25 protein-coding genes, 1 tRNA gene and 2 pseudogenes are annotated in these 26421 nt (G+C 62.5%); 9 read left to right on the top strand and 19 right to left on the bottom strand.

Translation table 11 applies throughout. The annotated features are described in order from the left end of the window. Positions 1-3: 3 nt before the first annotated feature. A complete protein-coding gene (locus tag FJ980_RS02580) occupies positions 4-354 on the bottom strand; it encodes an antitoxin Xre/MbcA/ParS toxin-binding domain-containing protein (protein ID WP_140541390.1) in 351 nt (116 codons plus the stop codon). Between the two features lie 323 nt (positions 355-677). Here FJ980_RS02580 and FJ980_RS02585 point away from each other — a divergent pair, with 323 nt between their 5' ends. Continuing rightward, positions 678-1346 carry a DUF1236 domain-containing protein gene (locus FJ980_RS02585; protein ID WP_140541391.1) on the top strand — a complete coding sequence of 223 codons (669 nt, stop codon included), beginning with the start codon at positions 678-680 and terminating at the stop codon, positions 1344-1346. 129 nt (positions 1347-1475) lie between these two features. Here the strand turns inward: FJ980_RS02585 and FJ980_RS02590 are convergent, their stop codons facing one another. The 16 genes and pseudogenes from FJ980_RS02590 to FJ980_RS02675 all read right to left on the bottom strand — a co-directional run bounded on the left by FJ980_RS02590 (position 1476) and on the right by FJ980_RS02675 (position 18532). Then, positions 1476-2408: a LysR substrate-binding domain-containing protein gene (locus tag FJ980_RS02590; protein WP_181181081.1), complete on the bottom strand. Its 933-nt coding sequence runs from the start codon at positions 2406-2408 to the stop codon at positions 1476-1478. Next, complete coding sequence (locus tag FJ980_RS02595) at positions 2395-3240, bottom strand: alpha/beta hydrolase (RefSeq protein WP_140541393.1); 846 nt, start codon at positions 3238-3240, stop codon at positions 2395-2397. Before FJ980_RS02595 ends, FJ980_RS02590 begins: the two co-directional genes overlap by 14 nt. Continuing rightward, positions 3237-4343: a zinc-binding dehydrogenase gene (locus FJ980_RS02600; RefSeq protein WP_181164893.1), complete on the bottom strand. Its 1107-nt coding sequence runs from the start codon at positions 4341-4343 to the stop codon at positions 3237-3239. Before FJ980_RS02600 ends, FJ980_RS02595 begins: the two co-directional genes overlap by 4 nt. Next, positions 4343-5560: an FAD-dependent oxidoreductase gene (locus FJ980_RS02605; RefSeq protein WP_181181082.1), complete on the bottom strand. Its 1218-nt coding sequence runs from the start codon at positions 5558-5560 to the stop codon at positions 4343-4345. The genes FJ980_RS02600 and FJ980_RS02605 overlap by 1 nt, the downstream gene beginning before the upstream one ends. Before the next feature lie 36 nt (positions 5561-5596). Next, complete coding sequence (locus tag FJ980_RS02610) at positions 5597-6598, bottom strand: fatty acid desaturase (protein WP_140541396.1); 1002 nt, start codon at positions 6596-6598, stop codon at positions 5597-5599. A 97-nt stretch (positions 6599-6695) separates the two neighbouring features. Next, positions 6696-8180, bottom strand: coding sequence for a sugar ABC transporter ATP-binding protein (locus FJ980_RS02615; protein ID WP_140541397.1), 1485 nt, complete (start codon positions 8178-8180; stop codon positions 6696-6698). 5 nt (positions 8181-8185) lie between these two features. After that, positions 8186-9736, bottom strand: a complete 1551-nt coding sequence (locus FJ980_RS02620) for an FGGY family carbohydrate kinase (protein ID WP_140541398.1) — start codon at positions 9734-9736, stop codon at positions 8186-8188. Between the two features lie 22 nt (positions 9737-9758). Then, complete coding sequence (locus FJ980_RS02625; protein ID WP_140541399.1) at positions 9759-10778, bottom strand: ABC transporter permease; 1020 nt, start codon at positions 10776-10778, stop codon at positions 9759-9761. Continuing rightward, the gene (locus FJ980_RS02630; protein WP_140541400.1) at positions 10775-11764 is read right to left on the bottom strand and encodes an ABC transporter permease; all 990 of its coding nucleotides are present in this window, start codon (positions 11762-11764) and stop codon (positions 10775-10777) included. Before FJ980_RS02630 ends, FJ980_RS02625 begins: the two co-directional genes overlap by 4 nt. Before the next feature lie 82 nt (positions 11765-11846). Further along, a complete protein-coding gene (locus tag FJ980_RS02635) occupies positions 11847-13145 on the bottom strand; it encodes a sugar ABC transporter substrate-binding protein (protein WP_140541401.1) in 1299 nt (432 codons plus the stop codon). Between the two features lie 57 nt (positions 13146-13202). Beyond that, complete coding sequence (locus tag FJ980_RS02640) at positions 13203-13547, bottom strand: non-heme iron oxygenase ferredoxin subunit (RefSeq protein WP_210243726.1); 345 nt, start codon at positions 13545-13547, stop codon at positions 13203-13205. Between the two features lie 1161 nt (positions 13548-14708). Next, positions 14709-15101: pseudogene (locus tag FJ980_RS02655) on the bottom strand (ArdC-like ssDNA-binding domain-containing protein); the annotation flags it as partial. A 189-nt stretch (positions 15102-15290) separates the two neighbouring features. Further along, positions 15291-16076: an SDR family oxidoreductase gene (locus FJ980_RS02660; RefSeq protein ID WP_140541404.1), complete on the bottom strand. Its 786-nt coding sequence runs from the start codon at positions 16074-16076 to the stop codon at positions 15291-15293. A gap of 50 nt (positions 16077-16126) precedes the next feature. Then, a complete protein-coding gene (locus tag FJ980_RS02665) occupies positions 16127-16462 on the bottom strand; it encodes a hypothetical protein (RefSeq protein ID WP_140541405.1) in 336 nt (111 codons plus the stop codon). Then, positions 16462-17334: a DUF6772 family protein gene (locus tag FJ980_RS02670; RefSeq protein ID WP_140541505.1), complete on the bottom strand. Its 873-nt coding sequence runs from the start codon at positions 17332-17334 to the stop codon at positions 16462-16464. Before FJ980_RS02670 ends, FJ980_RS02665 begins: the two co-directional genes overlap by 1 nt. A gap of 52 nt (positions 17335-17386) precedes the next feature. Continuing rightward, the gene (locus FJ980_RS02675) at positions 17387-18532 is read right to left on the bottom strand and encodes a mandelate racemase/muconate lactonizing enzyme family protein (RefSeq protein WP_246676284.1); all 1146 of its coding nucleotides are present in this window, start codon (positions 18530-18532) and stop codon (positions 17387-17389) included. A gap of 115 nt (positions 18533-18647) precedes the next feature. On the opposite strand from FJ980_RS02675, the gene FJ980_RS02680 reads away from it, so the two are divergent. The 7 genes and pseudogenes from FJ980_RS02680 to FJ980_RS02710 all read left to right on the top strand — a co-directional run. Then, positions 18648-19406 (top strand): FadR/GntR family transcriptional regulator, encoded by a 759-nt coding sequence (locus FJ980_RS02680; RefSeq protein WP_140541407.1) that lies wholly within the window; start codon positions 18648-18650, stop codon positions 19404-19406. Beyond that, positions 19403-20188: an SDR family oxidoreductase gene (locus tag FJ980_RS02685; protein ID WP_140541408.1), complete on the top strand. Its 786-nt coding sequence runs from the start codon at positions 19403-19405 to the stop codon at positions 20186-20188. Before FJ980_RS02680 ends, FJ980_RS02685 begins: the two co-directional genes overlap by 4 nt. Before the next feature lie 66 nt (positions 20189-20254). Further along, positions 20255-21499: a sugar ABC transporter substrate-binding protein gene (locus FJ980_RS02690; RefSeq protein ID WP_140541409.1), complete on the top strand. Its 1245-nt coding sequence runs from the start codon at positions 20255-20257 to the stop codon at positions 21497-21499. Positions 21500-21588: 89 nt separating this feature from the next. Then, a complete protein-coding gene (locus FJ980_RS02695; protein ID WP_140541506.1) occupies positions 21589-22443 on the top strand; it encodes a sugar ABC transporter permease in 855 nt (284 codons plus the stop codon). After that, positions 22440-23282 (top strand): carbohydrate ABC transporter permease, encoded by an 843-nt coding sequence (locus tag FJ980_RS02700; RefSeq protein ID WP_140541410.1) that lies wholly within the window; start codon positions 22440-22442, stop codon positions 23280-23282. Before FJ980_RS02695 ends, FJ980_RS02700 begins: the two co-directional genes overlap by 4 nt. Before the next feature lie 8 nt (positions 23283-23290). Next, the gene (locus tag FJ980_RS02705) at positions 23291-24316 is read left to right on the top strand and encodes an ABC transporter ATP-binding protein (protein ID WP_140541411.1); all 1026 of its coding nucleotides are present in this window, start codon (positions 23291-23293) and stop codon (positions 24314-24316) included. 264 nt (positions 24317-24580) lie between these two features. Continuing rightward, positions 24581-24901: pseudogene (locus FJ980_RS02710) on the top strand (tyrosine-type recombinase/integrase); the annotation flags it as partial. A 13-nt stretch (positions 24902-24914) separates the two neighbouring features. On the opposite strand, the gene FJ980_RS02715 reads toward FJ980_RS02710, so the two are convergent. Beyond that, a tRNA-Ile gene (locus FJ980_RS02715) sits at positions 24915-24990 on the bottom strand. A 221-nt stretch (positions 24991-25211) separates the two neighbouring features. Between FJ980_RS02715 and FJ980_RS02720 the strand changes: the two genes are divergently transcribed. Further along, positions 25212-25922 carry an SIMPL domain-containing protein gene (locus tag FJ980_RS02720; RefSeq protein ID WP_140541412.1) on the top strand — a complete coding sequence of 237 codons (711 nt, stop codon included), beginning with the start codon at positions 25212-25214 and terminating at the stop codon, positions 25920-25922. A 130-nt stretch (positions 25923-26052) separates the two neighbouring features. On the opposite strand, the gene FJ980_RS02725 is transcribed toward FJ980_RS02720, so the two are convergent. Beyond that, a complete protein-coding gene (locus tag FJ980_RS02725) occupies positions 26053-26406 on the bottom strand; it encodes a hypothetical protein (RefSeq protein WP_140541413.1) in 354 nt (117 codons plus the stop codon). Between the last annotated feature and the right edge of the window lie 15 nt (positions 26407-26421).

The following is a 26421-nucleotide window of genomic DNA, read 5'->3' on the forward strand; positions in this document are numbered from 1 at the left end:
TGGTCAGGCGTAAATCCCCGCATCGACCGCGTCGATGAAGTCGAGGATCTCATCAGCTCGACCCTCCCGCACGAGCTGCATGGCCGTCTGCCCCGAAAATCCCGGCAGCGGCTCGGACCGATACCAGGCATAGGCCATGAGCGCGGAGCCAAATCGCGGCTCGACCTTGTTCACGATTTCCACCATCTCGCGCAGGCGGCGCTGCGTCTTGGCTGAGCGCACTCGCTCCCGGCGCTGGACCGCGTCTTTCCCCAGACCAGCCGTACGCGCGATCTCCTCGCTCGTGGTGCGGAAAGCGTCCGCCATCTTCTTCGGTGCGAACAAACCGTTATCCGCATATCGTGCCAGGCCCATCGCAGCACCTCCGTGCACTGCCAAAAACTATGACGCAATATAGCGTCAGTAACGCCGGCATTCAAGACCTACCCGGCTTCTCCCCGCAACGATGGCTGTTCCAGCGATCAGACCTCAACGACTCCACGGGCGGACCGCGCAGGGTGTGCGGCAAGATCGGCCGCTCCGATGATGGCAGCCCCGACCATATCTAGACGCAAGCGGGAGCAGCAGAGCACCCAATGGTGACATTTGGAATCCATTCATTCAGCGATCCGCCAGCGGAACGCGCATGGTTCTTCCTCGTTTTGGCTCTGAGGGAACCATGAAACGGAGACAGAACGATGAGAAGGCTTTTGTTACCTGTTGTGACAGGCGCGCTTGTCGCCTTGTCGGGCGCAGCTTTTGCCGACACTCCCATATCGGCCGCTACAAACCTCAATGTTCGCGCTGGTCCAGGCTCGCAGTATCCGGTCATCGGCGTGCTGCGGGCGGGGCAGACGGCCACACTGAACGGCTGCCTGCAAAACTCGAAATGGTGCACCATCGCCGAGGCCGGTGGTCAAGGCTGGGTTTATTCCGACTACGTCACCGCAGAATTTGGCGGCAATCGGGTCGTCTTGACCGAGCGACCGGCCGATTCCGGCATCGCGGTCGTGAAACTTCCTCGCGATCAGGCTCATGCCGGAGCGGTCGCCGGCGGCGCCACCGGAGCGATCGCCGGCGCTATCATCGGAGGACCGGTGGGCGCTGCTGTGGGCGGCGCAGCGGGGGTCGTCGGCGGCGGTGCAGCCGGTACCGTGATCAATCCGCCCGAGCAGGTGCGCACTTACATCAGCGTGCATCGGGTCAAGCCTGTTTACCTTCAAGGAAAGGTTGTAACCGGCGCGACCCTGCCTGAGACGGTGGCTCTACAGAAGGTCCCGAACTACCGGTACCGATATGTCTATGTGAACAACCGACCAGTGCTGGTTGAGCCGTCGACGCGCCGCATCGTCTATGTGGAACGCTGAAAGTGCCAATCGGCAGTGAATACTGACCGCCGGGCGAGTTGCACGGCAAGGGCCGGAGAAGGCGATAGCGACTTACGATTCGAAGGCGGGCGCATTCACGCCTGTGATCCTAGCGCGCCTGGTTGAGGTTCATTCCTTGCAGAGGACGGCGGCAGCCATCTGGTTGAACTTCAGATTTGAAACTTCCGTCACAAGTTTCATGAAGGCCCCGATTGGACGAAGTTCTTGACGTGCCTTCAGGCACGTTGCGAAAGACTCAGTGAATGGCTTGTGATCTGCGATCGACAATGGCGTCAACCGGTCGTCGAGCTGGAACTCGGTCTTTGACACAATACCGGCACCCAAGCCTGCCGCAACCGCTTCCCGAACACCATCGCGCGGGATCTCCATGACCAGGTTTGGTCGGATCCGATGCAATTCCAGCATCTCCTCCAACGCCCGACGCGTCATCGAACCGGGTTCGCGAAAAATCATCCGCTGCCCGTCGAGTTCCTCAAGATCGATCTGCTGCCGGCCTGCCCACGGATGGTTGCGGTGGACGAAGATGATGACCTCATGGCGGCCGAGTTGAATGAGATCGAGACGCGGATCGTCATAGTCCCGGCCGATGATGGCGACGTCCACCTCGTAATTTATGAGCTTGTTATAGACGACGTCGGAATTGCCGCTTTCGAGCGAGACCTGCACCAAGGGATATTGAGCATGAAACGCGGAGAGAAGTTCCATGACGAAGAACGGACCCACTGTGCCGACGCGCAACTTGCCCGAAATCTGATTGCCCTCGGCGCGCAGTATGCCGACCGCCTGCTCCTCCAGCGAGAAGATCTGGCGCGCCACGGTCAGAAGCGCTTCTCCCGCGTCCGTCAGTTTCAAGCCGCGCGGCGATCGCAAGAAGAGCTGAACATCATACGTCTCTTCAAGCGCTTTGACCTGGGTGGTCACGGTCGGCTGGCCGATGCAGAGCAGATCGGCTGCCTTTGTAAAGCTAAGCTCGCGACCCACCGCGTAGAAGGAACGCAGCTGGCTGAAATTGACGAAATGAAGCTTGTTAGTGCCGCCCACGACCTGTCTCCCTGCGAAAGGCTTCAGCCATCCGCACGATTTGTTCAGCGATTTCCGAGCGTTCCTCCAACAGATCGCACAATATCGTATAGTGGTTTTTTCCGTGCATCGGAACCAGTTCGGCGTGCTGGCCCGAGCCGCTCCAATAGGAAGAGAACCGCCGGGACTGCTCGCGGAACTCCTGGGTCTCGTCTGTGCCGACGACGGCCGCGAGTCGACAACGCGGCACTGGCCAACGGATCGGGCTGATCCTTGCTGCCCGCTCGCGATCGAGCGCAAGCGCCGCATTGAGTGATGTCTCTGTCAGCGGCTCGACATCGAAGATACCGCTAATCGGGACGCAGCCCGCCAGCGGCGCGCCTGCCGTGAGGCTTCTCATAGCAAGTGTGGCAGCAAGATGACCGCCGGCGGAATGGCCGCTCGCGATCCAGAAAGCCGGGGGCGTTGCAAGGTTTCGCAAAATCGCCGGCACGCAGGCCCCGATGCGCGCAACGATCGCGTCAATACGGGTCTCAGGCGCCAGCGGATAGTTTGGCAGCGCCACGGAGAAGCCGCGGCGAACGAGCGCCGAGCCGACGAAGGAATAACGGTCCTTGTCGAGGCTCTGCCAGTAGCCGCCATGTACGAAAACCACCAGCGGCGCGCCTGCGCCGGCCGCAAACAGGTCGAACACTTCACGCGGATGCGCGCCGTAGGCGACGTTGCGCCGGCATGTCAGTGAACTGCGGGCAGCGGCGCTCGTCTCATCGAAACGTCTATAGACGTCCATTCTTTCAGGATGACGGTCACGGAAGACGTAGCCATATTCCTTGCTGGAATTCGCGCCGATCATTCGAAGAGAACGACACTGCGCACCGACGTTCCCGCTCGCATCAGCTCGAAGCCGCGATTGAGATCATCGAGGACCAGCCTGTGTGTGATCTGCCCATCGAGATCGAGCCGGCCGGCCATGTAGTGGTCAATCAGCATGCCCAGCCCACTGCGCCCTTTGACGCCGCCGAAATAGCTGCCGCGGATCGAGCGGCCGTAGCGGACGCCTACCGGCGGGAACCCCATTTCGGCGCCGGGTGGCTCGACACCGAGCAGCACTGCGGTGCCCCAGGCCGGCTGGCAGCAGTCGAAGGCCTGCCGCATGACCGGCACAATGCCGGTACATTCGAAGGCAACGTCGACGCCGCCGTCGGTAAGAGCGCGAATCGCCGGCACGACCTTGCCGCGCTCGCGTGACGCGTGGACAAAATCGGTCATGCCGTAGGAGCGGGCGAGTTCGGACTTGCTGTCCGTCAGGTCGATGCCAATGATCCTTGCGGCGCCGGCAAGCCGCGCTCCTTGCACGACATTGATGCCAATGCCGCCCAGCCCGAAGACGGCAACGGTGTCGCCCTCGCGGACCTCGGCCAGCGCCGCGCCGACGCCCGTCGTGACGCCGCATCCGAACAGGCAGACCTTGTCCAGCGGCGCATCCTTGCGGATCTTCGCCAGCGCAATTTCAGGGACGACCGTATAGCGGGAAAGGGTCGAGGTGCCCATGAAATGGTGCACCGGCTGTAATCCGATCGAGAAGCGCGACGTGCCATCCGGCATGACGCCCTTGTCGCGGGTCGGCTTGATGGTCCAGCAAAGATTGGTCCGCCCGCTCCTGCACATGCGACAATGCCGGCATTCGGGACCATAGAGCGGAATGACGTGATCGCCCGGCTCGAGATCGTAGACTCCCTCGCCCACCTCGACCACTCGTCCTGCGCCCTCATGCCCGGGAATGAGAGGATAGACGCTGGTCGCATTGACGCCGTCGAGCGCGGTGAGGTCCGTATGACAAAGGCCCGAGGCGACGATCTCGACGAGCGCTTCGCCGTGACCGGGCGGCGCGACCTGCACTTCTTCTATCGCTAGCGGCTTGTGGATCTCGAAGCAGATCGCGGCGCGTGAACGGATCATGACGCCTGCCTGCCGAGTTCATCGCCGAAGCGGGTGAAGCCCTTGCGAATGAGTTCGGCGTCGTCCGGCCTTGCGCCTGCCTTGATCATCTCGCGCACGATGCGGATGTCACGGCCGCAGCCGACGCCGATTGCACCGATCAGCCGGCCACCAGTCGTGAAATAGGCGAGATAGGCACGGTCGCCCGGCTTGCCGCGTTCATACGCCGGTCCTCCGATGCTTGGCACCCCTGCCACTTGTATGTTGAGGTCGTATTGATCCGTCCAGAACCAGGGCACCTCGCTGTAAGGGGATGGATTACCGCACAGATAGGACGCAACGACGGCCGCCTGGTCTTCAGCATTCTTCCACGACTCCAACCGCCAGCGCTGGCCGAAGACGCGATTCTCATGCGCTGCGACATCGCCGGCGGCGAAGACATCGGGATCACTGGTCTGCCCGAACTCATTGACGACGATGCCGTTGTCGACATGCAGGCCGGCTTCTCCGGCAATCCGGTCGTTCGGTGTGCCGCCGATGCCCACCACGACAAGGTCGGCCTCCAGCATCGATCCGTCATCGAGATGGAGGCGTCCGGCGGTGCTCAGAGCCTTGGACAAGACGACTTGCCGACCGCAGAGAATGCGTACGCCTGCCCGTTCATGGAGATCGGCGAGCCATTGTGAAAGATAAGGCGGAAGCAAACGGCTCAATGGGCGGTCGGCGGCTTCCAGAACCGTCACCGCCGCACCGACTTTGACCGCGCTTGCGGCGACCTCCAGGCCGATCAGCCCCGCACCGACAAGCACCAACCGCGTGCCAGCCACGATACGGCCGCGTAGCGCGAGCGCATCCGAGAACGAGCGAAGATAGAAGATGCGTGCCGCGACAGGTTCAAGCGATCGGATCCGGCGGGGGGACAATCCCGTCGCCAAAACCAGTTTTCGGTAGGAGAGGCTGGCATCGTTAGAGAGAGCCACGATCTTCTCTCGCCGGTCGATGCCGACCGCCTCGACACCCAGATGGAACCGGACGCCGATTTCGTTCCACCGTGCCGGCGATAGCAGATAAGCATTTGCCGGGACGCCCGACGATGTCAGCACGCCTTTGGACAAAGGCGGCCGCTCGTAAGGCAGCTCCGTTTCGGCGCCGGCCACGTCGATCGGCCCGGTAAAGCCGCCGTGCCGCAATCTTTCCGCGACGCGACCGCCGGCGTGTCCTGCGCCGACGATCACAACCCCGGCCGTCCTCCCTGGGCCCGCCACTGCCGTTCAGGCCCCCTGCCCGGCAGGCGTGGCGCCGGCGCGGCCATTGCGCAGCACCTCGCGGATGATCTCGCGATGCACATGGAAGTAACTCTTGCTGACGCATTGAAGATGCGGCGAGACCTCGTCATGAAGCCGGCCCAGCGCATGAAACGGCACCGAGGAAGCAAGGTGGTGCTCCGCATGGAACGGCATGTTCCAGTATAGCATCCTGAGCAACGGATTCGCGAGCGTGGTCCGGGTATTGGCAAGCAGGTTCGGACTTTCCTCGGCGCCGGTGTGCTCGGCCATACGGATGGCGCGCAGCACGGGCTCGCCCATCACGCGGGGCAGCAGCCAATAGACCAGCGCGATCGTGCTGCCGAAATAGATCGAGACGGCGGCGACGGCGACATAGAAGAGGACGAGCAGCCGGATTTCCAGCATCACCTGCTTCCAGACCGAATCCGGCAGGAACTCACGCTCTTCCTCGGTGAAGCGCCCGGTCGTGCCGCGCCACAGCGTGCCGACCAGCTTCGGCCAGAAGGAGAGGCCGATTATCTGCCCGAAATAGTCGCGAAGCGATGTTGGGAACGGCACGATGTCTGGATCATGGTCCTCGTGCTGGGTGAAGGTATGGTGCGCGGCATGCCTGTATTTGAAGTAGAGAAAGGGACGGAAGGTGAAGGCAGCGACCGCAAAACCGACGGCGTGGTTGATCCATCGCGAATGGAAAGCAGTGCCGTGCGAGCATTCGTGCAAGGGCGCGAACAGCAGCACGACGACGATGCCGTAAGCGAGCATTGAAGGTATCAGCAGCCACGGTGTTCCACCCGAGAGATAGACGGCGAGCACGCCGAGAGCCAGGGCCGTAAGATGGGCCGCCAATCTGGTCAGCCCAGGTCCGTTGGACCGCGTGCGGAGCGTCTTCAGCTTGTCGCGTGAAATGATCTCCGGTCCCGTCAGCGGCCATATCTTGCTGCCGATGCCACCGATCCCAGCATAGCTCGCGGAATTATCGCCTTGCATGCCGATCCTCCTTCAGATTGCGCATTGTCGCGACAGGTCTAACGGGTCGCCACATTGAAGAAAAATTGATTGTTCCCATGGCGTTATCGCTTCGGCGTCAGGCCACGAAGCAATGCGCGATTGCTTCCGCAGAGAAGTCCTTGCGGTGAAAATGTCCCGTCACCCGGCCGCGGCTCATGACGAGGATGCGGTCGCAGGCATCCATCATCTCCTGCAGTTCCGTGGTCAGCAGCAGGATTGCCTTGCCTTGTTCCGCCAGGTCCTGGATGGTGCGCCATATCTCGAACTTGGCGCCCACATCGACGCCACGGGTCGGGTCCTCGGCGATCACGATGTCGCCGCCGCGTGCGATCCATTTGCCGATGACGATCTTCTGCTGGTTCCCGCCGGACAGTTGTGACGCCAGCTGCGACAGGCCGTTGGTCTTGATTGCCAATGTGCGCACCAGGCTGTTGGCCGTCGCGTTTCTTTGCCGGCGCTTCATGAAGCCGAGGCGACCGAGGCGGCGCAGGATCGTCATTGCGACGTTGTCGCCGACGCTCATCGGCAGGATGAGGCCCTCACGTTTGCGATCGGCGGGCATGAAACCGATGCCGAAGGCGATGGCGTCACGCGGAGAGCGCAGTTGCACCTTGCGTCCCTGAACGCGGATCTCGCCGCGATCGATAGACTGGTCGCCGAAGATCGCGCGCACGACTGCCTCGCGCTGGCAGCCAAGCAATCCGGCGATGCCGACGATCTCGCCCGTCCGCACCTGCAGGGAAATATCGTCGAAGACCCCGGCCTTGCCGATCGCCTTCGTCTCCAGCGCTACATCGCCGCAGCGCCTCTCCTTGTAGGCGGACTGGCCCGGCTTGTGTTCACGCCCGACCATTAACGCGACGAGAGCAGCCTCGTTCAAGCCGGCCATGTCCCGGGTCGCAACGACATTGCCGTCGCGGAGCACGGTGACGCGATCCGAAATCTGCATCACCTCGCTCAACCGATGCGAGACGTAGACGATGCCGAGACCGTTGGCCTTCAGCTTGCGAATGACGGCAAGCAGATGCACGACTTGATCATCGTTCAGCGAGGCTGTCGGCTCGTCGAAGACGAGGACACGCGGACGGCACGCCAAGGCGCGGCATATCTCGACGATCTGCTGCTCGTTGAGGCTGAGTTCGCCGACCGCCCGCGAAGGATCAAGGTTGACATGGATCTGATCGAGCAAGTCCTTCGCCATGCGGTTGAGCATCGCGCGCGTCTTGCCGAGACGTCCGGCCGGTTCACGACCGAGAAAGATGTTCTCGGCAACGCTCAGGTTCGGGCACAGTACCAGTTCCTGGTGGACCAGCGCCAGCCGGTTGGCGAGAGCCACCGTGGGATCGTTCAGAACCACAGCCTGTCCGTCGATCCTGATTTCGCCGCTGTCGGGCACCACGAGGCCGTTCATGACCGACAGCAGCGTCGACTTGCCGGCACCGTTCTCGCCGACAAGGGCATGTACCTCACCGGCCTTCAGATCGAAGGTCACGTCGGAAAGTGCAATGACGCCGGGATATGTCTTGCGGATCGATTGGACCTCGAGCAGCGGGGCGCTCATTGCGATCACGCCGAATGATATTTGTTGAGAAGCGCGCGATGCCGATCCATGTCGCCGCGCAGATTCTGATAGACCGACGACCAGACTTCGAAGAAGTCCCGATAACGCTCATGCAGTTTCGGATCAGGGTCGATCGTCTCCTTGACGCGAACGATGCTCGCAAGAGGCTCAGTCGGCGATTTGTAGATTCCGGCGGCGACGCCGGCCAGGATGGCGTCGCCGATCGGGGCGGCCTCACCGATGTCGGGCGTCTTCAACGGCAGGTTCACCACGCTGGCCGTGATTTGGTTCCAGAACCGGCTCTTCGTCGGCCCACCGTTCAGGATCAAACCGTCGACCTTGACGCCGGCCGCGTTGGCGACGCGGACGTTGGAGTAAAGGTCGAAGGCGACGCCCTCGATCAGCGCGCGGATGAAATGCGCCCGTGTCGTCGTTGGGCGTAGGCCAAAGAAGTTGCCGCAAGCATTGCTGTTCCAGTTGGGCGACAGCGTGTTGCCGAGATATGGCAGATAAAGCAGGCCGTCGGAACAAGCCGGCACGCGCCTCGCCTGCTCGGTGAAAAGGTCGAACACGTTGTGGCCCATGCGCTCGGCCAGGCGGAATTCGGCATCGCCGAACTGATCGCGGAACCATTTCAACGACGCACCGGTGAAGGCCATCGGGCCATCGAACATGGTCAGGCCGGGCAGCACGTGCGCCCATTTTAGGATGCGGTATTCCTCGACGTTCTGCTCGGTCGGGATCATGATGCCGAGGTTGGAACCCGTGCCCATGGAGTAATAGGCCTCACCGGCTTTGGTGACACCGACCCCAAGGGCTGCCGAACTGATGTCGGTGCCGCCTGCCGCGACTATGGTGCCGGGACGCAGCCCCGTCTCCTCGGCCGCCTGCCTGGTCACCTCGCCCACCACTTCATGGGATTGGTAGAGCCGCGGCAGCTTCTCCAGCGGAATGCCGATCGCCCTGGCGACAGACTCGTTCCAGCGCTGCTCACGATATTCGTAGGCGTAAGCGAGCCCGGCGTCGCCAGTGTTCATCGTGAAGTTGCCGCACATCCGGTAGGTGCAATAGCCGGAAGGCGACAGGAACTTATGCGTGGCGTTGAAGATGTGCGGCTCGTGCTTCTTGATCCACAGCGCCTTGGGGTCGATGAACCAGGGCGCGATACGGTTGCCGTTGTTCTTGTTGATGGTCGCCTCGCCGACGCTTCGGCGGATGTCTTCGCACTCTTCCTCAGAGCGTGAGTCCATCCAGATCATGGCCTGACGCAACGGCCTGCCCTGATCGCTGACGGGCAGCGTTACGCCGACAAGGCCCGAAAGCGCCACGGCCGCGATGTCGTCGGCGAAGCGGCCCTGCTCCAGGCATTGCCTCACGGATGAGACCACGGCGCCCCAGTAATTCGACGCATCCTGTTCGGCCCAGCCGGGAAACGGGTGAAACAGCGGATGCTCCTGCGAGCCGGACGCCACCACCTTGCCGGTATTGGTGTCCAGAACCGCGGCCTTCACATTGGTCGTGCCGATATCGATGCCGAGCGTGAGGTGTCCACCCATGAAATCGCTCCTCCCTAAGTCGTTATGCTTGTGTTTTCTTGCGGCTCATCTGCGACAAGCCGACCGATATGATGAGAACAACGCCGATGGCGAGGTTCTGATACCAGGTCCCGACGCCCCAGATGGCAAGCAGGTTGAGACCGGCGGCAAACGCAACGCTGCCCAGCAGCGTACGCCAAGGCGATCCGACGCCTCCAGCCAGCGCCGTGCCGCCGATGACGGCGATGGCGATGGCGGTCAATTCATAACCAGCGGCGAGCGGCGCATCGACGGACTTCAGTCGCGCGGTAAAGATGATGCCGGCAATGGCGGCGCACAATCCGCTGATGGCATAGGCCAGCACCACGTAGCGCTGCGTCTTGATGCCGGCATAGAGCGCGGCTTTTTCGTTGCCGCCAATGGCGTAGAAGCGGCCGCCCCGCATGGTGCCGTTTATGAAACCCATGAGGGCAAGAAGAACGAGAAGGAAGATAACGAAACTGATCGGGATGCCGACCATCTTGCTGTCGCCGATCCAGCTGTAGAACGGCGCTTTGAGATAGTAAGGATGGCCGTTGGTGAGCACGTAGTTGAAGCCGCGCAGCGCCGTCAGCGACACCAGCGTCATGATGAAGGACGCCACCTTGAAATACGCTACGCCAATGCCGTTGAGCGCGCCGACCGCGATGCCCGTCGCCAGCGCGATCAAAATGACCGGGACGATCGGGCCGGCATAGGTGTTGCCACGCACCAGCCAACGGCTTCCCAGCATTGGGCCGATCTCGGTCATCACGACCACGCCGACAATGACCGAAAAGATCATCAGCGCCGCGACCGACAGATCGATGCGGCCGGTAAGCAGCACCACGGTCATGCCGAGCGACAACAGGCCGATGACGGCGATGCTGCGCATGAGATTCTCGATGTTGAGCGCGGTGAAGTAATACTCCGACGTCAGCGCACCGACCGCGAAGATCAGCAGGATCAGCCAGATGATGGGATCACGCAGCAACCCCTGCAGGAAGGGCGCGACGCGCGGGGTGGAGAATTCCAGGACAGTCATTTCGCAATCCCCCGCTGCCACATGCCGGGCATCACGACGGCAAGAATGACTGCCGCGGTCACCACCTGCTGCAGATAGATGCTGACGCCGAGCTGATTGAGAAGATTGTTGACGATACCGATGATCAGGGCAGCCACAACCGTACCGGTTATCGAGCCCGAGCCCCCGGATAGCGACGCGCCTCCCAGCACGGTGACCGCCAGAACGGAAAGCTCCATGCCTTCGAAGCCCGCAGGATTGATGTAAGACAGCCTGGCGCTTTCAAGCATGCCGGCAAGCGCCGCGCAGGCGCCGGAAATCGCGAACACGACGGCGCGGACGCCGACGACATTGATGCCGGACAGAGCGGCCGCCTTGACATTGCCGCCGGTCGCGTAGAGCGCACGTCCGAAGATCGAGTACTTCGTAAGCGCGATTGCGGCTGCGCCCAGCACGACGAGCAGCACGACCGGCAGCGGAATGCCTACGAGGTCGCCGCGGCCGAGCCAGAGGTAGGCGGCGATCGGTTCGGGATAAAGCGCCTGGCCACCCGAGAAGATGTTGGCTAGCGCGCGGCTTATGCCGAGCATGCCGAGCGTGGTTATCAGCGAGGGAATGCCCAACGCGGCGACAAGAATGCCGTTGATCAGGCCGATGGCAAGGCCTGTGAGCAAGGTGGTGCCGATGACGAGCGCCGCAGAGCCTGTCGGGATCATCAGCCCGCCGGCGATGCAGGATAGGATCGCGATCCCGGCGATCGACAAGTCGATCTCACCGGTGATCACCACCAGCGTCATGCCGTAGGCCATGATGCCGATCGCGGCCACGGCGAGAAGTATGACATGGATGTTGGCGAGCGACAGAAAGGAAGGTGTGATCGCCTGCCCGGCAATAAGCAGGGCGATCAACACCGCGACGCGGCTCGTTTCGCTAACGCTCAGGTGCCGCCAAGCGTCGGGAGGCCGCGCCTGTGAGGCGACCTGGGTTTCGAGAGTGCTCATGGTCATGACGTGCTCGCCTACCTTTTCGGTCAACGCCTGCCGGTCCTCGCGCGAGAGAAGCCGACAGGCGCGTGGAAGGAGTTGGCGATCAGCCCGCGACTTCCGGACCGTAGGCGTAGGGCCACTCGTCCGGCGTCAGCGTCTCGATGCCCTCGATGTTCATCTTCTCCTTGGTGATCATCGGCAGGTTAGGCGTCATGATGAGCTTCGGCGGCGCTTCGTTGAGGCCTGCCTTGGCGCCGATATGCATGACAACGGCGCGGATGCCGATGTCGCCGATCAGCGGCGTGTAGGGCGACACCATTTCGATATTGCCGGACCTGATTTCCTTCAGCACCTCACGGGCGTCGTCATTGGCGAGGATCATGATCTTCTTCCCGCCCGGAGCGCTGTTCAGCCGGTTCGCCTCACGGATCGCGTCAAGTGCGCCCATGGCTTCCTCGCCGCCAGTGTTGAACGACACCGAGATGTCGTGGAAGGCTTGCAGCGCATCCGCCGTCGACTTGAAGGCCAGCGTGCGCTGGCTGTTGGTGTGATAGTTGGCGAGCACCTTGTAACCGGGCGTGTTACCGATCGCCTCCAGGAAGGCGCCGGTGCGGATCGAGTCGGCCGTGCTGCCGAGATCCTTGCGATTGAAGATGATGTTGCCCTCGGGCGCAGCATGCCTGAGATAGAGACCTTGCTGCAGACCGTTGGCATAGAAGTTGCCAAGTACCTCCGAGCTGATCTGCTCGGACGAAGTGCGGCGATCGAGGCTCACCACCGGGATACCGGCCGCGATGGCGCGATCGACCGGTGGCCCCATCGGCGCCTCGCGGTTAGGCCAAAGCACGATGCCGTCATACTGCTTGGCGATCCAGGTATCGATAACCTGGCCCATCTTGTTGTCGTCGAACTCGGCGTCGATCACCTCGAGCTCGATGTTGGGATGGCGTGCGGCCTCCCAGGCGGCGGTGTCGGCGAGGCTGATCAGCCAGGGGTGGTTGAAGCCGTGAAAGACCAGCCCTATGCGGTACTTCTTGCTGTGATCGAGCACCGGACCTTCGGTCAGCGGCAGATAGTCGGTGAACGGCGACTTGATCTGGAGCTTGCTGTAAGGACCGACGAAACTCGCCCCCATGCCGGGTTTCCACACGAACCCGCCGGCGAGATCGCCGACAGGATAGGCGTCGAGGTAATCGCGAAAGCCGTCCTTTTCGAACAGCGCACTCACGTCCCCGTTCGACATTCCGGCCCTCGCCTCGTCGGAGTATTTCTTGATGAGCGCGTTGATGACGGAATGAACCGACTCCTCAGCCGCCGCTCGAGCAATCGCCAGCGGAGCAGCAGCAAGCACAGTCAGTGTCGCGGCCGTCTTCAAGAGATGACGGCGAGATAATTTGAGCATTAAGATTTCCTCCCATATTTTGGTTTCAGCCCGGGATATGTCCCGAAGACGTCGGTGCTACTTTCCTCCTTCCACCAGGATGTGGACGTAGCCATCCGCCACCTTGGTTTCGTAAGTCTTCAGCCGCTCGGTAACCGGTGGCGAAAGCGGCATACCCGTCGGGATGTGGAACAGTCCTTGATGCAGCGGGCATTCAATCGTCTGGCCATCGATGTAGCCTTCGGAAAGAAATGCATGTGCGTGGGTGCAGATGCCGGCTGTCGCGTAGAATCTGCCGCCGAGATTGAAGATTGCGATACATGCCCCGGCGTGCTCTGTGCGTATCGCGTCGCCGACCGGCAGACTGTCAACACGGATCGCCTGTATCCATTGCATGTCCTTTGTGGTCGTTTCCGCCGCCATTCATTTCCTCGCAGTCGTCATTCTGTTTCGTTTATTTTCGTTGTCTTTCCATACGCGGCCAATTCATTATGGGAATGCCGGTATTGATGACTTCGATAAAAGCTTGCCGAGAGGACTCGCTCGCACAGCGAGGGCGGGAGGAGGAGCAACGTCATTTCGGTACCATCCCCGGCTGATTGTCCGGAATCGGACACAGGCTTGAAGGCCGCCGAATATTGTCCGTAAATCGCGTGGGTTTGGGTTCAGGGAGGCATTCTTGATGACCAACGCATTTCACGCCATCACAGTTGAAGAAGCGGCCGAGGCCTATGTTCGTTCCAGAGCGAAGGGCCGGTTCCTCTCCGTCGCGCAGGCAATCCGCGCCATCCGAATATTGATGCCAGCCTGCCGGGGCGTCCGACCGCGAGTTGGAGGAAATGCTGGCGGCGGTATGCGTCGTTCACAATGTTCCAGTCGCTTTCGACATTGCAACGGCCGACACCGCGGAAACGCGGCTGTACTCATAGGCCCGGAGTGCCCGCGCTCGTCCCCACGCCTACTTCATCGGATGTTCGCCAAGCGATTGTCCACTACCTGATCGACAACGTCGACAATCCGAGCGTTGCGATATCCGGGGTCATCCGCGCCGTCAGAGAAACGTTTCCACTTTGTCAGCTAACGGATTGGGAACTTCGGGATCAAATAGCGAGAAGGGCGATCGACGCGGGATTCGTCGTTGAATTCGATGCCCAAGTCCCCTGACTCACTCGGGGCGGTCCCCGCGTGAGCCATCATCGGCCGACGCCACGCGCATAACTCCGAAAATCAAGAAGCACGAGCGTCCAGTCGAAACCGCCTGGCAAATCCAACAAATTGGATCGCAATCACAAAATCTGTGCGTCGAGGAACAGCCTACTGCTTCATCGGACGTAAGCCTAACGATTGTCCGTTATCTGCTTGATAATGTCGCCGATGCAAGCGGTAGCCGAGGTCATTCGCGCCGTCAGAAATGGCTCAATTTGCCTTGCCCCAATGCGTGCCAAGGCGGCGCATTTACGGCGAGTTCGTCGAAGAAGAGGCGACAGCCGCCTAGCACTGACCGGAAACGATTTTTCGAGGCTCCGCCGCTAGGGCGGCCTTCCTGCTCTTCGCCTGCTCGCCCTCGGCGATGTAGTTCCAGCGGGAGAAAACGGAATATGCCTTGAGGAACGGGATCTCGCGGTCGATTTCCTCGCCCCTGGTGTCCGTCTCCGTCCTGGTGAAGCGGCTGGCGAAGACCACCATAGAGCCGGTCTCGCCCTTGCGAACCCCGCCGCCAAGGTCGAGCGCCTGCTTGAATGTCATCCACATCGGGCTGGAAAAGCCGCGTGCGACGGCCTCCGACCAAAGCAGCAGCACATTCATGCCGTTATAGTGCAGACCATTGTTCCTGAGCGGCCGGGTGACGCTGCCGGAGGCATTGCTCGATTGCCATGGCTGCATCCAAGGACGGATACCCTTCTCCAGCTCGGCGACGATGCGGTCGGTGATCCGCGCATAGACATCGATGCGCTCTGCAGTTTCTTTCCTCGTCATTTTCATAAACCTCCAGTTGGAGGCCGCCCCGGTCGCGGCCCCGTCACGGGTCCACTTGGGCGGAGCAGGAAGGCCGCGGAGTCGTGCGTCGCGAAGCCAATTTCTGGATGCTGATGGCAGCCAAAGCCAAATACGCCACCGCCATATAGGCGCGTCAAACTCTCCTATGACTGACCACCGCCATGTCGCTCAGCGGAACATCGAGCCGCCATCAACGTCGAGCGCCGCGCCGTAGACGAAGGTCGCGGCGTCGGAGCACAGGAACAGGATCGCGGCAGCCATATCCTCGGGCCGGCCCATGCGGCGTATCGGCAGGTTGGCCGCGATGCGGTCCTTGAGGGCCGGATCGATATGGGAATGCATCGGCGAATCGGTCGGCCCCGGATTGAGGGCGTTGATGCGCACCTTCTTTCCCGCCAGTTCGCGCGCAACCGACTTCACCAGCGACAGCGTGCCGGCCTTCGAGGCCGCATAGGCCGTGTCGGCGATGAGGCCGCCGCCGCCATGCACGCCGGCGTCGGAGGCCACGCAGACGATGTTTCCTCCGCCGGCGTTGGTCTGCATGCGCTGCACCGCGCCCTGGACGGTGAAGAAGGTGCCCAGCAGATTGACGCCGAGCACGCGCTGCCAATGCGCCCAATCCTGCTCCGGGATTCTCTTGGCGGTGATGATCGCCGCGCAGGTGACCACATTGTCGAGCCGCGCCAGCCTGGCGTCGCAATAATCGAACATGCGCCCGATGCTGTCGGGGTCACCCATGTCGGCCACTACTTTGTGCGGTGTCCCGACCATTCCGGCCAGGTCGTCATGGCGCTTGGCGAGCCCGTCGGCGTCGCGGTCGCACATCACGACCTCGGCTCCCTTGGAGAGGAATGCACGGGCGGTCTCGAAACCCATGCCGCTCGCGGCACCGGTCACCAGCACGGTCTTGCCGGCAAAACTGTCCGGGGCGAATGTCGCGCATGGATCGGTCATGATGTCTCCGTGGAACCAGAAGGGTTGGTCGGCGACGGCAAGGCTGGTGGTCAGGCCTTCAGGTGCAGCGTTACGAGCACGCTGCACTCCGCGCCGCTGTCGAACCGCGCCGCGATACGCAGCCAGTTGCCGAAATGGCTAAGCCGCGCCATTGCCACACCGTCGCGCTCGGCCGGCATGGCAATTTCGGTGCCTTCGCGCAGCCAGTGCATTCCATCCGGCGAGATCTCGACCCACGCCGTTGCCGTGGGGCCGACAGGCTGTTTCAGCGCGCGCACGAAGAAGATCGCCTCGCGCGCCCATCCCGCCTCGTAAGGCTCGCTGGCCGCCTCGCCGCGCCAGCGCTCGTTGCGCGAGACGACCGCGGTGATGTTCTCGGGCAGCATCAGAAATCTCCGGAAATGCAGATGGAATCGACGTAGAGGAAGGCCCGCTTGGCAATGTCGGTTTCGGCGAACAGACCAAAATTGAGCATGCACCACAGGTTCTTCATCGCCGGAATGCGGATCGAATCGAATCCCGAGAGATCGAAGCTGCGATCGTTGCAGCGCAACCCCAGCGCCGTCATCGTCGCCAGATCGAAATCGAAGCACAGATACGTCCAGTTCACCTTGGTGGGAATCTCGTTGTAGCAAAGGCGCTGCGATCCATCGGGAAGATCGACCCAGCCCTCCGGCGACAGATGGTAGTGGCTGATCGTCTTGTTGTCGGTGCCGATCGGGATGATCCTTTCGGTCTCGCGCTTGTACTGCCATTTCTGCAGATGCTGGCCGTCGAGCGCGTTCAGAAAGCGCAGATGCGGCATGACGCGATCGTTGTTGCTGTTGCCGTCCTGGTCTCCCCCTTGCAGGTCGAAGAGGAGGCCGACGGAGCGCACATCGGTTTCCGACAGCTTGAGCGCATTGGCCTCGGGCTTGAAGGTAAAATACATTTCGAAACGGATCGGCCCGCGTTTCCTGAATGTATGGCGTTTGATGACGACGTTGCGGGCCCCTGGCAGCGGGCGTGTCGCGATCTTCAGCGCATAGGATGAATCCATCCCGCCATGCGAGCCGGCGTCCCAGTGCGCGAGCGTCGACAGCATCGCGCTGGTATGCTGCGCGTAGCCCGGCAGCATCGTGTCCAGATCGTCCTCATAATTGCCGACAAGCTGTGACCAGCCGCAATGGCCGCGCGCGAAATTGTCGAACGACAGTATCCGCGGCAGCGGGTCGAAGCGGCTGAGCGCGGGATCCGCGCGCAGCAGCGCCAGCCGCATCGCCTCGGTCAGGTCGCCGGCCTGGTTTGGAGCCTGGTTCTTCATCTCGGCCTCATCCGGCTTTTAGTTTCTTGACGGCATTCCAGTCGATTTCGATGCCGAGCCCCGGCCGCTGCGGGACATCGAGCGTGCCGTTCTTCTGCCTGACGCAGCCGGGCGCCAGATCGGCCAAACTCGTCTTGAAAGGGCTGGCGTCGCACTCGCATTCCATGACGCCGAAATTCGGCACCGCTGCCGCCAAGTGGACGCTCGCGGTCTCGCAGACAATGCCCGACATGCCGATATGCGGAGCGTAGCGGACGTCGTGCGCGGCAGCGTAATCCGCCATGCGGCGCGTCTCGGAGATGCCGCCCGCGCGCGCCACGTCGGGCTGCAGCACCGACAGTGTCCGGTTGGCGATCAGGCGTTGCGCCTGGTCGAGGGTGAAATTGCTCTCGCCCGCGGCCAGCGGCACGTCGCAGCGCCGGCGCAGTTCCTCATAGCCCTGCTCGTTCTCCGGCCGCAGCGGCTCCTCGAACCAGAAATAGCCGTTTGCCGAAAGCGCACGTCCGACCTCGACGGCCTCGTCCAGATCGTAGGCCCAGTTCGCATCGACGCAGAGCCCGATCGCGTTGCCAGCTCGTTTGCGCACGCGCTCGATCCGTCTGCAGGCCTCGAGCACGGGCCGCGCCATCTTCACCTTGATGCGTGTGAAGCCCTCGCCGACATAGCGATCGAGTTCAGCGTCGGCGGCTTTGTCGTCGACCCAGTTGACGGCGGCGGCGTAGACGTCGATGCGGTCGCGTCCGATGCCGCCGAGAAGTTTCGCGATCGGCTGTCCGGTCGCCTTGCCCAGTATATCCCAAAGCGCGATATCGACGCCGGCGATCGCCTCGATCAGCACGCCCCCTGCCCGGCCCGACAGCGCGCGGCGCATGGATTGCCACAAGCCGCCGATGTTGCGCGCGTCCTGGCCGAGCAGGCGCGGCTTGAGCGAGCTCTCGATAAATTCGACATAGGCTTTGGGCGAAAACCGCGCCAGCGTTTCGCCGACGCCGACGATGCCCTCGGCCGTGCGCACCTCGACCAGCACCAGCGAGACTTTTTCATAGACGCCCCAGGAGGTGACCGTCGGCCTCGGCAGTGTCTGGCTGAGGGGATGGGCAATCACCTCGGCAATCTTCAGCGGTCCCGCCGCGACTGGATCGCTCACGCGCATCGCCTCCAAACGTCCTTCCGGATGGCTTGTAACGTCCACTTATAAACTTAGCAACCATAAAACTTAGTTGCTATGTTTTAGCCATTCATGCTAGGCAGTCCTGAAAGGAACCCGAATGACCGCAGAAGACACCCGCAAGTCGGTTTTCGCCGCAAAGCTCGCAAGTCCGTCCCGGCTTGCCGACGGCGTCTCCGATGCCATCGCCGCGGCCCTGTTCGACGGACGCATCGCGCCTGGCGAAGCGCTGCCGCCGGAAGGCGAGATCGCCAGGGAATTCGGCGTCTCCAAGCCGATCGCGCGCGAGGCGCTGCGCCAGCTGACCAATGCCGGCCTGGTGTCGACGCAGCAGGGCAAGGTCGCCCGCGCCAGGGCGCTGAGCGGCGAGCCGATGGACCGCATCTACGCTTATGCGGTCCGCTCCAGCCTGACGCGATTGCAGGAAGCCAACGAGATGCGCCGCGTCATCGAGGTCGGCATCGCCCGTCTGGCGGCCGAGCGTCGCGACCCGCGCGGGCTTGAGATGATGCGCCAGGCCCTGCACGACATGCATGAAGACATCGGCAAGCCGGGCGATTTCACGCAGGCCGATATCCTGTTCCATCTCGGCCTCGCGGTCGCCACCGGCAACTCCATGATCCGCATCCAGATGGAAAGCATGCGCTCAGTCCAGCGCGAGGTTTCGGAACTGTTCTCGCGGCGCTCCAACCGCACCGAGGCGGATTGGCGGGCGACCGTCGAGCGGCACAAAGCGATCTATGACGCGATCGCGGCGGGCGACACCGACCTCGCCGACAAGCGCATCCACGCGCATTTCGACGCCGCCGACATCGCTTCCTTCGAAGTCGCCGACAAGCTCGGGGAGCAATCGTCGTGAGCCGCGACCGCTTTTCGCTGGTCGGCCGTCGTGCGCTGGTCACCGGCGCCAGCTCAGGCATCGGCCGCGCCGTGGCGATCGCCCTTGCCGAGCATGGCGCTTCGGTCGCGCTGCATCATTTCGGCGACGCCGCCGGCGCGCGCGACACGGCGGCGGCCATCGGCCCCGGCACCGCGGTTCTCGAGGCCGACTTCACCGACAGCAAGGCAATGTCGGCTTTCGCGGACGACGTTGCCGCCTGCCCCATCGACATCCTCATCTCGAATGGGGCGATCGAGCGGCGGCGTGCATGGAGCGAGGTCGACGAAGCGCATATCCAAGCCCATGTCGCAGCAAACTTCACGGCCTTGCTGACCTTGGCCACGCGGCTTGTCCCGGCCATGGCCAAACGCGGCTGGGGACGTGTGGTCGCGACCGGCAGCGTCATGGCCAGGCGTCCGCGCGCCGAAACGATCGTCTACGCTTCGATGAAGGCGGCGCAACTGACGGCGATGCGCGCCATGGCACGTGAGGTGGCTCCGCATGGCGTCACCATGAACGTGGTGTCGCCCGGCGCAGTCGAGACAGAGGCGACGGCCGCGCGCTACCGCGACGCCGCTTTCCGCCAGGCGGTCGCGGCGAAGATCCCCGCCGGCCGCCACGGCCAGGCCGACGACCTCGTCGGCGCTTTCGTTTTCCTGTGCAGCGACGCCGCCCGCTACGTCACCGGCGCCGACATCCCCGTCGATGGCGGCTGGACGATCGGCGATGCGCCCGGCGTGCTGCCGGGAACAACCGCATGACAAGACGCCGCCGCCGGCTATCGGGCCGGGCCGTCGATTGAACCATCATCGTTTCGGGAGGAAACCATGAAGACCGCACTGAAATTCGCATTATCGGCGCTGGCACTCTTCGCCCTGTCGGCGCAATCGCTGGCGCAGGAACTGAGGGTAACCGTGTGGACCGGCAGCGAGGCCCATCTCAAGATGCTGAACAGCATCGCCGCCGGTTTCATCGCCAAGCACCCGGGCGTCACGGTGAAATTCGAAACCGTTCCCGTCGCCGATTATACGCAAAAGCTCACCTTCCAGGTCGCCGGCGGCAATGCTCCAGACATCGCCTGGATGATGGAGGATGCCGCACCCGCCTTCGAGAATGCCGGGCTGCTGATGGACATCGGCCCGACGCTGAAGGCGACCCAGGGATATGATTTCGACGATTTCACCCAGCCGGCGATGGCGCTGTGGCAGAAGGACGGCAAGGTGCTTGGCGTGCCGTTCTCGACCTCGCCTTTCCTGATCTACTACAACAAGGACATGTTCGACAAAGCCGGCCTTGAAGACCCCAACCAGCTCGCCGCCAAGGGCGAATGGAACATGCAGAAATTCCAGGAGGTGGCGAAGAAGCTCACCGAGGCCAATCCCGGCAAATGGGGCTTCGAGTTCAAGGACGGCGAAGGCTACGCCTCGCGCATGACGCATGCGCTGCTGCCGCCCGTGCGCGCCTATGGCGGCGATCTGTGGGCCAACGGCCAGTGCGGCCTCGACAAGCCGGAAGCGGTGGCCGCCATCAAACAGCTCCACGATATGGTGTTCAAGGACAAGTCGATCGTACCGCCGGGAGAACAGGGCGACTATTTCTCCGGCAATTCGGCCATGACCGTGAACCAGATCTCGCGCGCCTCGAAAATGCCCGAGGCGGGCTTCAAATGGGGCATCGCGCCGCTGCCTTCGGGACCGGCGGGCGAGGCTCCTGTCATCGGCCAGGCCGCGCTGACCGTCTTTGCCTCCGGCAAAAACACCGAGCTTGCCGCCCAGCTGGTGACCGAGATGACCAGCAAGGAGAATGTCGCTGTCATGGCGCAGTTCTTCCCGCCGGCCCGCAAGAGCGTTCTTGAAAGCGATGCCTTCGTCAATTCCAACAAGCTGATCCCGCCGGCGCAGATGAAGAATGTCGCCGCCGCGATCGTCAACGGCCGCGTCCACCCCTCGCATGAGCACGTGCCGCAGATCTTCGCCGCGATGGCGCCGCGCGTCGACGCGCTGTGGCGCGCCGATGCCAATGTCGAGGAGGCGCTGAAAGGCGTCTGCGCCGCCATCCAGCCGCTGCTCTGAGAGGACCGCGCTTCGTGGCCGGCACGGCATCGCGAGACAATGCGGCGCGCCAGCCAGGCGCGCCGTGGCTGACCTTGAAAACCAGGGAAATGCTGGAGGCCTGGCTGTTCGTCAGCCCGACCTTCATCGGCTTCCTGATTTTCTTCCTGGGGCCGCTGGTCGCCATCTTCTATTATTCGATGACCGAGTGGAACCTGCTCAGTCAGCAGGCGACATTCGTCGGGCTCCGCAATTTCGAAAATGCCCTGCTGGAAAATCCCGATTTCTGGCATGTCGTGCGCAATTCAGTGGTCTTTGCGCTCGGGCTGGTGCCGCTCAACATGGCGCTGGCGCTCTCGCTTGCGCTGGCCCTGTCGCGGCCGTTCTTCGGCGTCGTCTTCTTTCGCACGGTTTTCTTCGCGCCGGTGGTCACGTCGGCGATCGCCTGGGCGATCGTCTGGAAATTCATGCTGCAGGGTGAAGGCGGCGCCGTGAACCAGATGCTCGCATGGATCGGCATCAATGGTCCGAACTGGCTGCGCGAGCCCAACTGGGCGATGGCGGCCGTTATCGTCACCCGCGTCATCAAGATGGTCGGGCTCAACATGATCCTCTATATCGCCGCACTTCAATCGATACCGCGCGACTATGAGGAGGCCGCGACGCTGGAGGGTGCCTCGCGCTGGCAGGTCTTCCGCATGATCACCTGGCCGCTGCTCGCGCCGACGACGCTCGTCATCATGGTGCTGACGACGATCGGTTCGTTCAAGGTGTTCGACCACATTTATCAGATGACCGGCGGCGGCCCGGAAAACGGCACCCTGGTGCTGGCCTTCTACATCTACCAGCAGGGTTTCAAATTCTTCAATGTCGGCTATGCGGCGGCACTTGCGCTGATCATGTTCGCCATCGTCATGGCGCTCACCCTCGTGCAGGTGATGCTGCGGCGGAGGGACATGGAATGACCCCGCGCCGGATCGAGACTCTCTACCGCATCTGCTGGACCGTGGCCCTGCTGCTTTTGGCTGTGCCCTTCGTGTTCCCGTTCCTGTGGATGATTTCCGGCGGCTTTAAGAGCACCACCGAAATCTTCGGCGCGCCGACCTTGATCCCCCGCGTCTGGCGCTTCGAGAACTTCGCGGAAGTGTTCGCCTATCAGCCTTTCGCGCGGCAGTATTTCAACTCGCTCTACATCGCAGCGACCGTGACGGCGCTGACCTTGTTCATCGCCTCGCTCGCGGGCTACGCACTCGCCCGCATCCGCTTCGCCGGCGCTGGACTGTTGATGCTGTTCCTGGTGATGGCTCTGATGGTGCCGGAAGAGGTCACCATCATCCCGAACTTTTTCCTGATCCGCACCATGGGCCTCATCGACACGCACTGGCCGCTCATCCTGCTGCCGGTCTTCGGCCCGCAGGGCGTGGTGGCGACATTCCTGATGCGCCAGTTCTTCCTGGCGCTGCCCAGGGAACTCGAAGAAGCCGGCAAGGTGGACGGGCTGTCGCGGTTCGGCGTCTGGCGGAAGATCGCCCTGCCAATGGCGCGGCCGGCACTTGCCGCGGTTGCGATCATCACATTCCTGCATTCGTGGAACCTGTTCCTCGAGCCGTTGATCTTCCTCAGTTCGCTCGATAAGTTCACGCTGCCGCTGGCGCTGTCCAACTTCAACGACAGCTACGGCCTGCCTTTGTGGAACCTGCAACTGGCGGCGACGAGCCTGGCCGTAGTTCCCATACTCATCATCTATCTGATCGCCCAGCGCCAGATCATCGAGAGCTTCGCGCTCTCCGGCGTCAAGGGATAAGGCAAGTCGTGACCAAGGTTCTGCTCAAGGATATTCGCAAGCGCTTCGGCACGGTCGAGGTCATCCGTGGCGTCGATCTGGAGATTGAGGACGGCGAGTTCGTCGTCTTCGTCGGCCCGTCGGGGTGCGGAAAGTCGACGCTGCTGCGGTTGATCTCCGGCCTGGAGCATATCAGCGAAGGCGAGCTTTCGATCGGCGGTCGCATCGTCAACGAGGTGCCGGCAGCCAAACGCGGCGTCGCCATGGTGTTCCAGTCCTATGCGCTCTATCCGCATCTGACGGTGCGCGACAATATGGGCTTCGGCCTCAAGGTCCGCAAAGTGCCGGCCGGTGAGCGCGCCCGGCGCGTCTCGGAAGCCGCCTCGACGCTGAAGCTCGAACCATTGCTTGACCGCTTCCCGCGTCAACTGTCGGGTGGACAGCGCCAGCGCGTGGCCATCGGCCGCGCCATCGTCGGCAATCCCGACGTCTTTCTCTTCGACGAACCGCTTTCGAACCTCGACGCCGAACTGCGTGTCCACATGCGCTCCGAGATCGCGGCGCTGCATCAACGCCTGTCGACCACGATGATCTACGTCACCCATGATCAGATCGAAGCCATGACCCTTGCCGACAAGATCGTCGTGTTGCGCGAAGGAAAGATCGAGCAGGTTGGCACACCCCGCGTCCTCTACAAAAGCCCTGGCACCATCTTCGTCGCCCAGTTCATCGGCAGCCCGAAGATGAACATACTGCCGCTGGCCGATGGGCAGCCGATCAGCCACGGCGCGTCCGTGCCCGCGACGGCTGTCTCGGTCGGTATCCGGCCCGAGCACCTGTCGCTCGTGCAGCCCTCGGCCGAAACGCTGCGCGGCAAGGTAAGGCTCGCCGAATACACCGGCGCCGTCACGCTCATTCATGTCGAACTGGACGGGGGCCAGACTTGCCTCGTGATCCATAACCAGGGGACAATGCCTGAAATTAGCGCCGAGGTTGGGTTGAAGGCTGCACCCGAGCATCTGCATTTCTTCGATAAGGAAGGATGCGCGGTTTGACGATCATGAGTGGCTCGCGGGCCGCGATGTTCCAACACCATCTCGACATGGAGTGAGCACCGCCCCCCGAAAATCTGGACCAAGGTTTGCCAATACCCTGCTTCGGGTCAAAGTTTCCGTTCTCGACGGATCAAAGCGACATAGAGGTGAACCACCACTACGCGCAACAACGGAGGACAACGGAGGAAGTATCGTACGTCCCCTTAGTGTGGGGAACGGCGGTAGCGACCTCCCGCTACCATCTTTGATAAATCCAGCCTCGACGGCCAGCCCTTCTCCGCCAAATCCCTGACCTGGACCATGGCTCGCTGGTGCAAGCTCGCCGGGCTTCCGAAAGGGCTGACGCTGCACGGACTGAGAAAGTCGCTTGGCATTTATCTCGCCGAGGCAGAGGCCTCGACCAGACAGCTCATGAATGTGCTGGGGCACGACGACATCGATCACGCGGAACTCTATTCACGCGAGGCATCACAGGTTCGTCTGGCGGTGCAAGGCATGGATCGGGTCGTGCGGCTCGTCACCCGCAAGCCGTTGCTGGCGAACCTTTTGGCGAACCTGTTGGCGAACCGACCCGTAAGCCATTGATAAATAATGATAATGGTGGGCCCGGAGGGACTCGAACCCCCAACCAAGCGGTTATGAGCCGCCGGCTCTAACCATTGAGCTACAGGCCCCACGCGGGCTGGCTTAGTGTTTTTCGCTCGTCCGCACAAGGCTTTCGAAAACTCTGGCGCAAAACGCCAAAATCAGCCCATATTCGCGCCGTAGAGCGGCCTGCGCCCATATGGCGCGAGAAAGGTCCAACCCTTGCGCCGCACTGCCGGGAAATCGATGCCTTTTGCGGGCCGAGGCAGATGCGGCACGGGCGGCAGACCGCAGACTTCGAGGAGTTTTCATGACCAGACATCTTTTGCCCATCGCGCTCGCTGCCGCGGTCGCGTTCCCGGTGCTGGCGAGCGCCGCCGACATCCAGCCTCCGCCACGCATCATCGTGTCCGGCGAAGGCGAAGCGACCGTGGCGCCGGACATGGCGATCCTTTCGCTCAGCGTCATGCGCGAGGCCAAGAGCGCGCGCGAAGCGCTCGATGCCAACAACGACGCCATGGCGGCGGTGATCGCGGCGATGAAATCCGCCGGCATCGCCGAACGCGACCTGCAGACCGCCGGCATCCAGATCAACCCGCGCTACAACTACACCAACAAGGCCGACGGCAGCCAGGAAGCCCAGCTCGTCGCCTATCAGGTGACCAACACGCTGTCGGTGCGCGTGCGCAACGTCGACAAGACCGGCGAGATTCTGGACAAGGCGGTGTCGCTCGGCGTCAACCAGGGCGGCGGCATCGCCTTCACCAATGACGATCCGAAGGCCACGATCACCGAGGCGCGCAAGAAGGCCGTCGCCGACGCGATGGCCAGGGCAAAGACGCTCGCCGAAGCGGCCGGCGTCAGTCTGGGCAAGGTGCTCGAGATCACGGACCAGAATATCGCACCGGTGCCGATGCCGATGGCGGCCAAGTCGTTCGATGCGGCCCGTTCGGCCGTCCCGGTGCAGGCCGGCGAGAATTCCTACAACGTCCAGGTCACGGTCACTTTCGAGCTGAGGTGATATCCAGCCCAGCCGCAGACATGCCGTTAGCAAAACGCCCCGGAGGATCATCCTGCGGGGCGTTTCATAGGCGATCCTCGCAGAGGATCGTCCGCATAGGCGATCCTCGCAGAGGATCGTCCTTTCAGCCTCAGCGATAGATGATCGGGCAACCGCGCTCGTTGGCGAACACCACCACGACACGGTCGCCATACTGGCGGCCTGCCACCTTCACGGTACGGCGGCTGATGTCGACGATGCGGGCGCGGTGCAGACCCATGCGCTCGGCCTTGTCGAGGGCGCGGTCCGGCGAACAGCCGCGCCAATCGCGGTCGCGGCGCCAGTCGCGGCGATAACCGTCATCGTCGCCGGTGTAGATGCCGAAACGCGGGTCGTGTCTGTCCCCAAAACCGAGATAGAGGCTGTCCGCATGTGCCGGAATGGCGGTCAAAGCGCCAAGCCCGACAAGGGCCGAAAGGGCTGCCGTCCTGATCGTGTTGAACATCGTCTTCTCTCCTTA

It is taken from the genome of Mesorhizobium sp. B1-1-5, from assembly GCF_006443065.1.
Lineage (GTDB): Bacteria > Pseudomonadota > Alphaproteobacteria > Rhizobiales > Rhizobiaceae > Mesorhizobium.

What these genes read in the sequence shown, in the direction of transcription:
- FJ980_RS02580 (WP_140541390.1), bottom strand. Translation starts at nt 354, where the DNA reads ATGGGCCTGGCACGATATGCGGATAACGGTTTGTTCGCACCGAAGAAG.
- FJ980_RS02585 (WP_140541391.1), top strand. Translation starts at nt 678, where the DNA reads ATGAGAAGGCTTTTGTTACCTGTTGTGACAGGCGCGCTTGTCGCCTTG.
- FJ980_RS02595 (WP_140541393.1), bottom strand. Translation starts at nt 3,240, where the DNA reads ATGATCGGCGCGAATTCCAGCAAGGAATATGGCTACGTCTTCCGTGAC.
- FJ980_RS02610 (WP_140541396.1), bottom strand. Translation starts at nt 6,598, where the DNA reads ATGCAAGGCGATAATTCCGCGAGCTATGCTGGGATCGGTGGCATCGGC.
- FJ980_RS02615 (WP_140541397.1), bottom strand. Translation starts at nt 8,180, where the DNA reads ATGAGCGCCCCGCTGCTCGAGGTCCAATCGATCCGCAAGACATATCCC.
- FJ980_RS02620 (WP_140541398.1), bottom strand. Translation starts at nt 9,736, where the DNA reads ATGGGTGGACACCTCACGCTCGGCATCGATATCGGCACGACCAATGTG.
- FJ980_RS02625 (WP_140541399.1), bottom strand. Translation starts at nt 10,778, where the DNA reads ATGACTGTCCTGGAATTCTCCACCCCGCGCGTCGCGCCCTTCCTGCAG.
- FJ980_RS02630 (WP_140541400.1), bottom strand. Translation starts at nt 11,764, where the DNA reads ATGACCATGAGCACTCTCGAAACCCAGGTCGCCTCACAGGCGCGGCCT.
- FJ980_RS02635 (WP_140541401.1), bottom strand. Translation starts at nt 13,145, where the DNA reads ATGCTCAAATTATCTCGCCGTCATCTCTTGAAGACGGCCGCGACACTG.
- FJ980_RS02640 (WP_210243726.1), bottom strand. Translation starts at nt 13,547, where the DNA reads ATGGCGGCGGAAACGACCACAAAGGACATGCAATGGATACAGGCGATC.
- FJ980_RS02660 (WP_140541404.1), bottom strand. Translation starts at nt 16,076, where the DNA reads ATGACCGATCCATGCGCGACATTCGCCCCGGACAGTTTTGCCGGCAAG.
- FJ980_RS02665 (WP_140541405.1), bottom strand. Translation starts at nt 16,462, where the DNA reads ATGCTGCCCGAGAACATCACCGCGGTCGTCTCGCGCAACGAGCGCTGG.
- FJ980_RS02670 (WP_140541505.1), bottom strand. Translation starts at nt 17,334, where the DNA reads ATGCGGCTGGCGCTGCTGCGCGCGGATCCCGCGCTCAGCCGCTTCGAC.
- FJ980_RS02675 (WP_246676284.1), bottom strand. Translation starts at nt 18,532, where the DNA reads ATGCGCGTGAGCGATCCAGTCGCGGCGGGACCGCTGAAGATTGCCGAG.
- FJ980_RS02680 (WP_140541407.1), top strand. Translation starts at nt 18,648, where the DNA reads ATGACCGCAGAAGACACCCGCAAGTCGGTTTTCGCCGCAAAGCTCGCA.
- FJ980_RS02690 (WP_140541409.1), top strand. Translation starts at nt 20,255, where the DNA reads ATGAAGACCGCACTGAAATTCGCATTATCGGCGCTGGCACTCTTCGCC.
- FJ980_RS02695 (WP_140541506.1), top strand. Translation starts at nt 21,589, where the DNA reads ATGCTGGAGGCCTGGCTGTTCGTCAGCCCGACCTTCATCGGCTTCCTG.
- FJ980_RS02700 (WP_140541410.1), top strand. Translation starts at nt 22,440, where the DNA reads ATGACCCCGCGCCGGATCGAGACTCTCTACCGCATCTGCTGGACCGTG.
- FJ980_RS02720 (WP_140541412.1), top strand. Translation starts at nt 25,212, where the DNA reads ATGACCAGACATCTTTTGCCCATCGCGCTCGCTGCCGCGGTCGCGTTC.
- FJ980_RS02725 (WP_140541413.1), bottom strand. Translation starts at nt 26,406, where the DNA reads ATGTTCAACACGATCAGGACGGCAGCCCTTTCGGCCCTTGTCGGGCTT.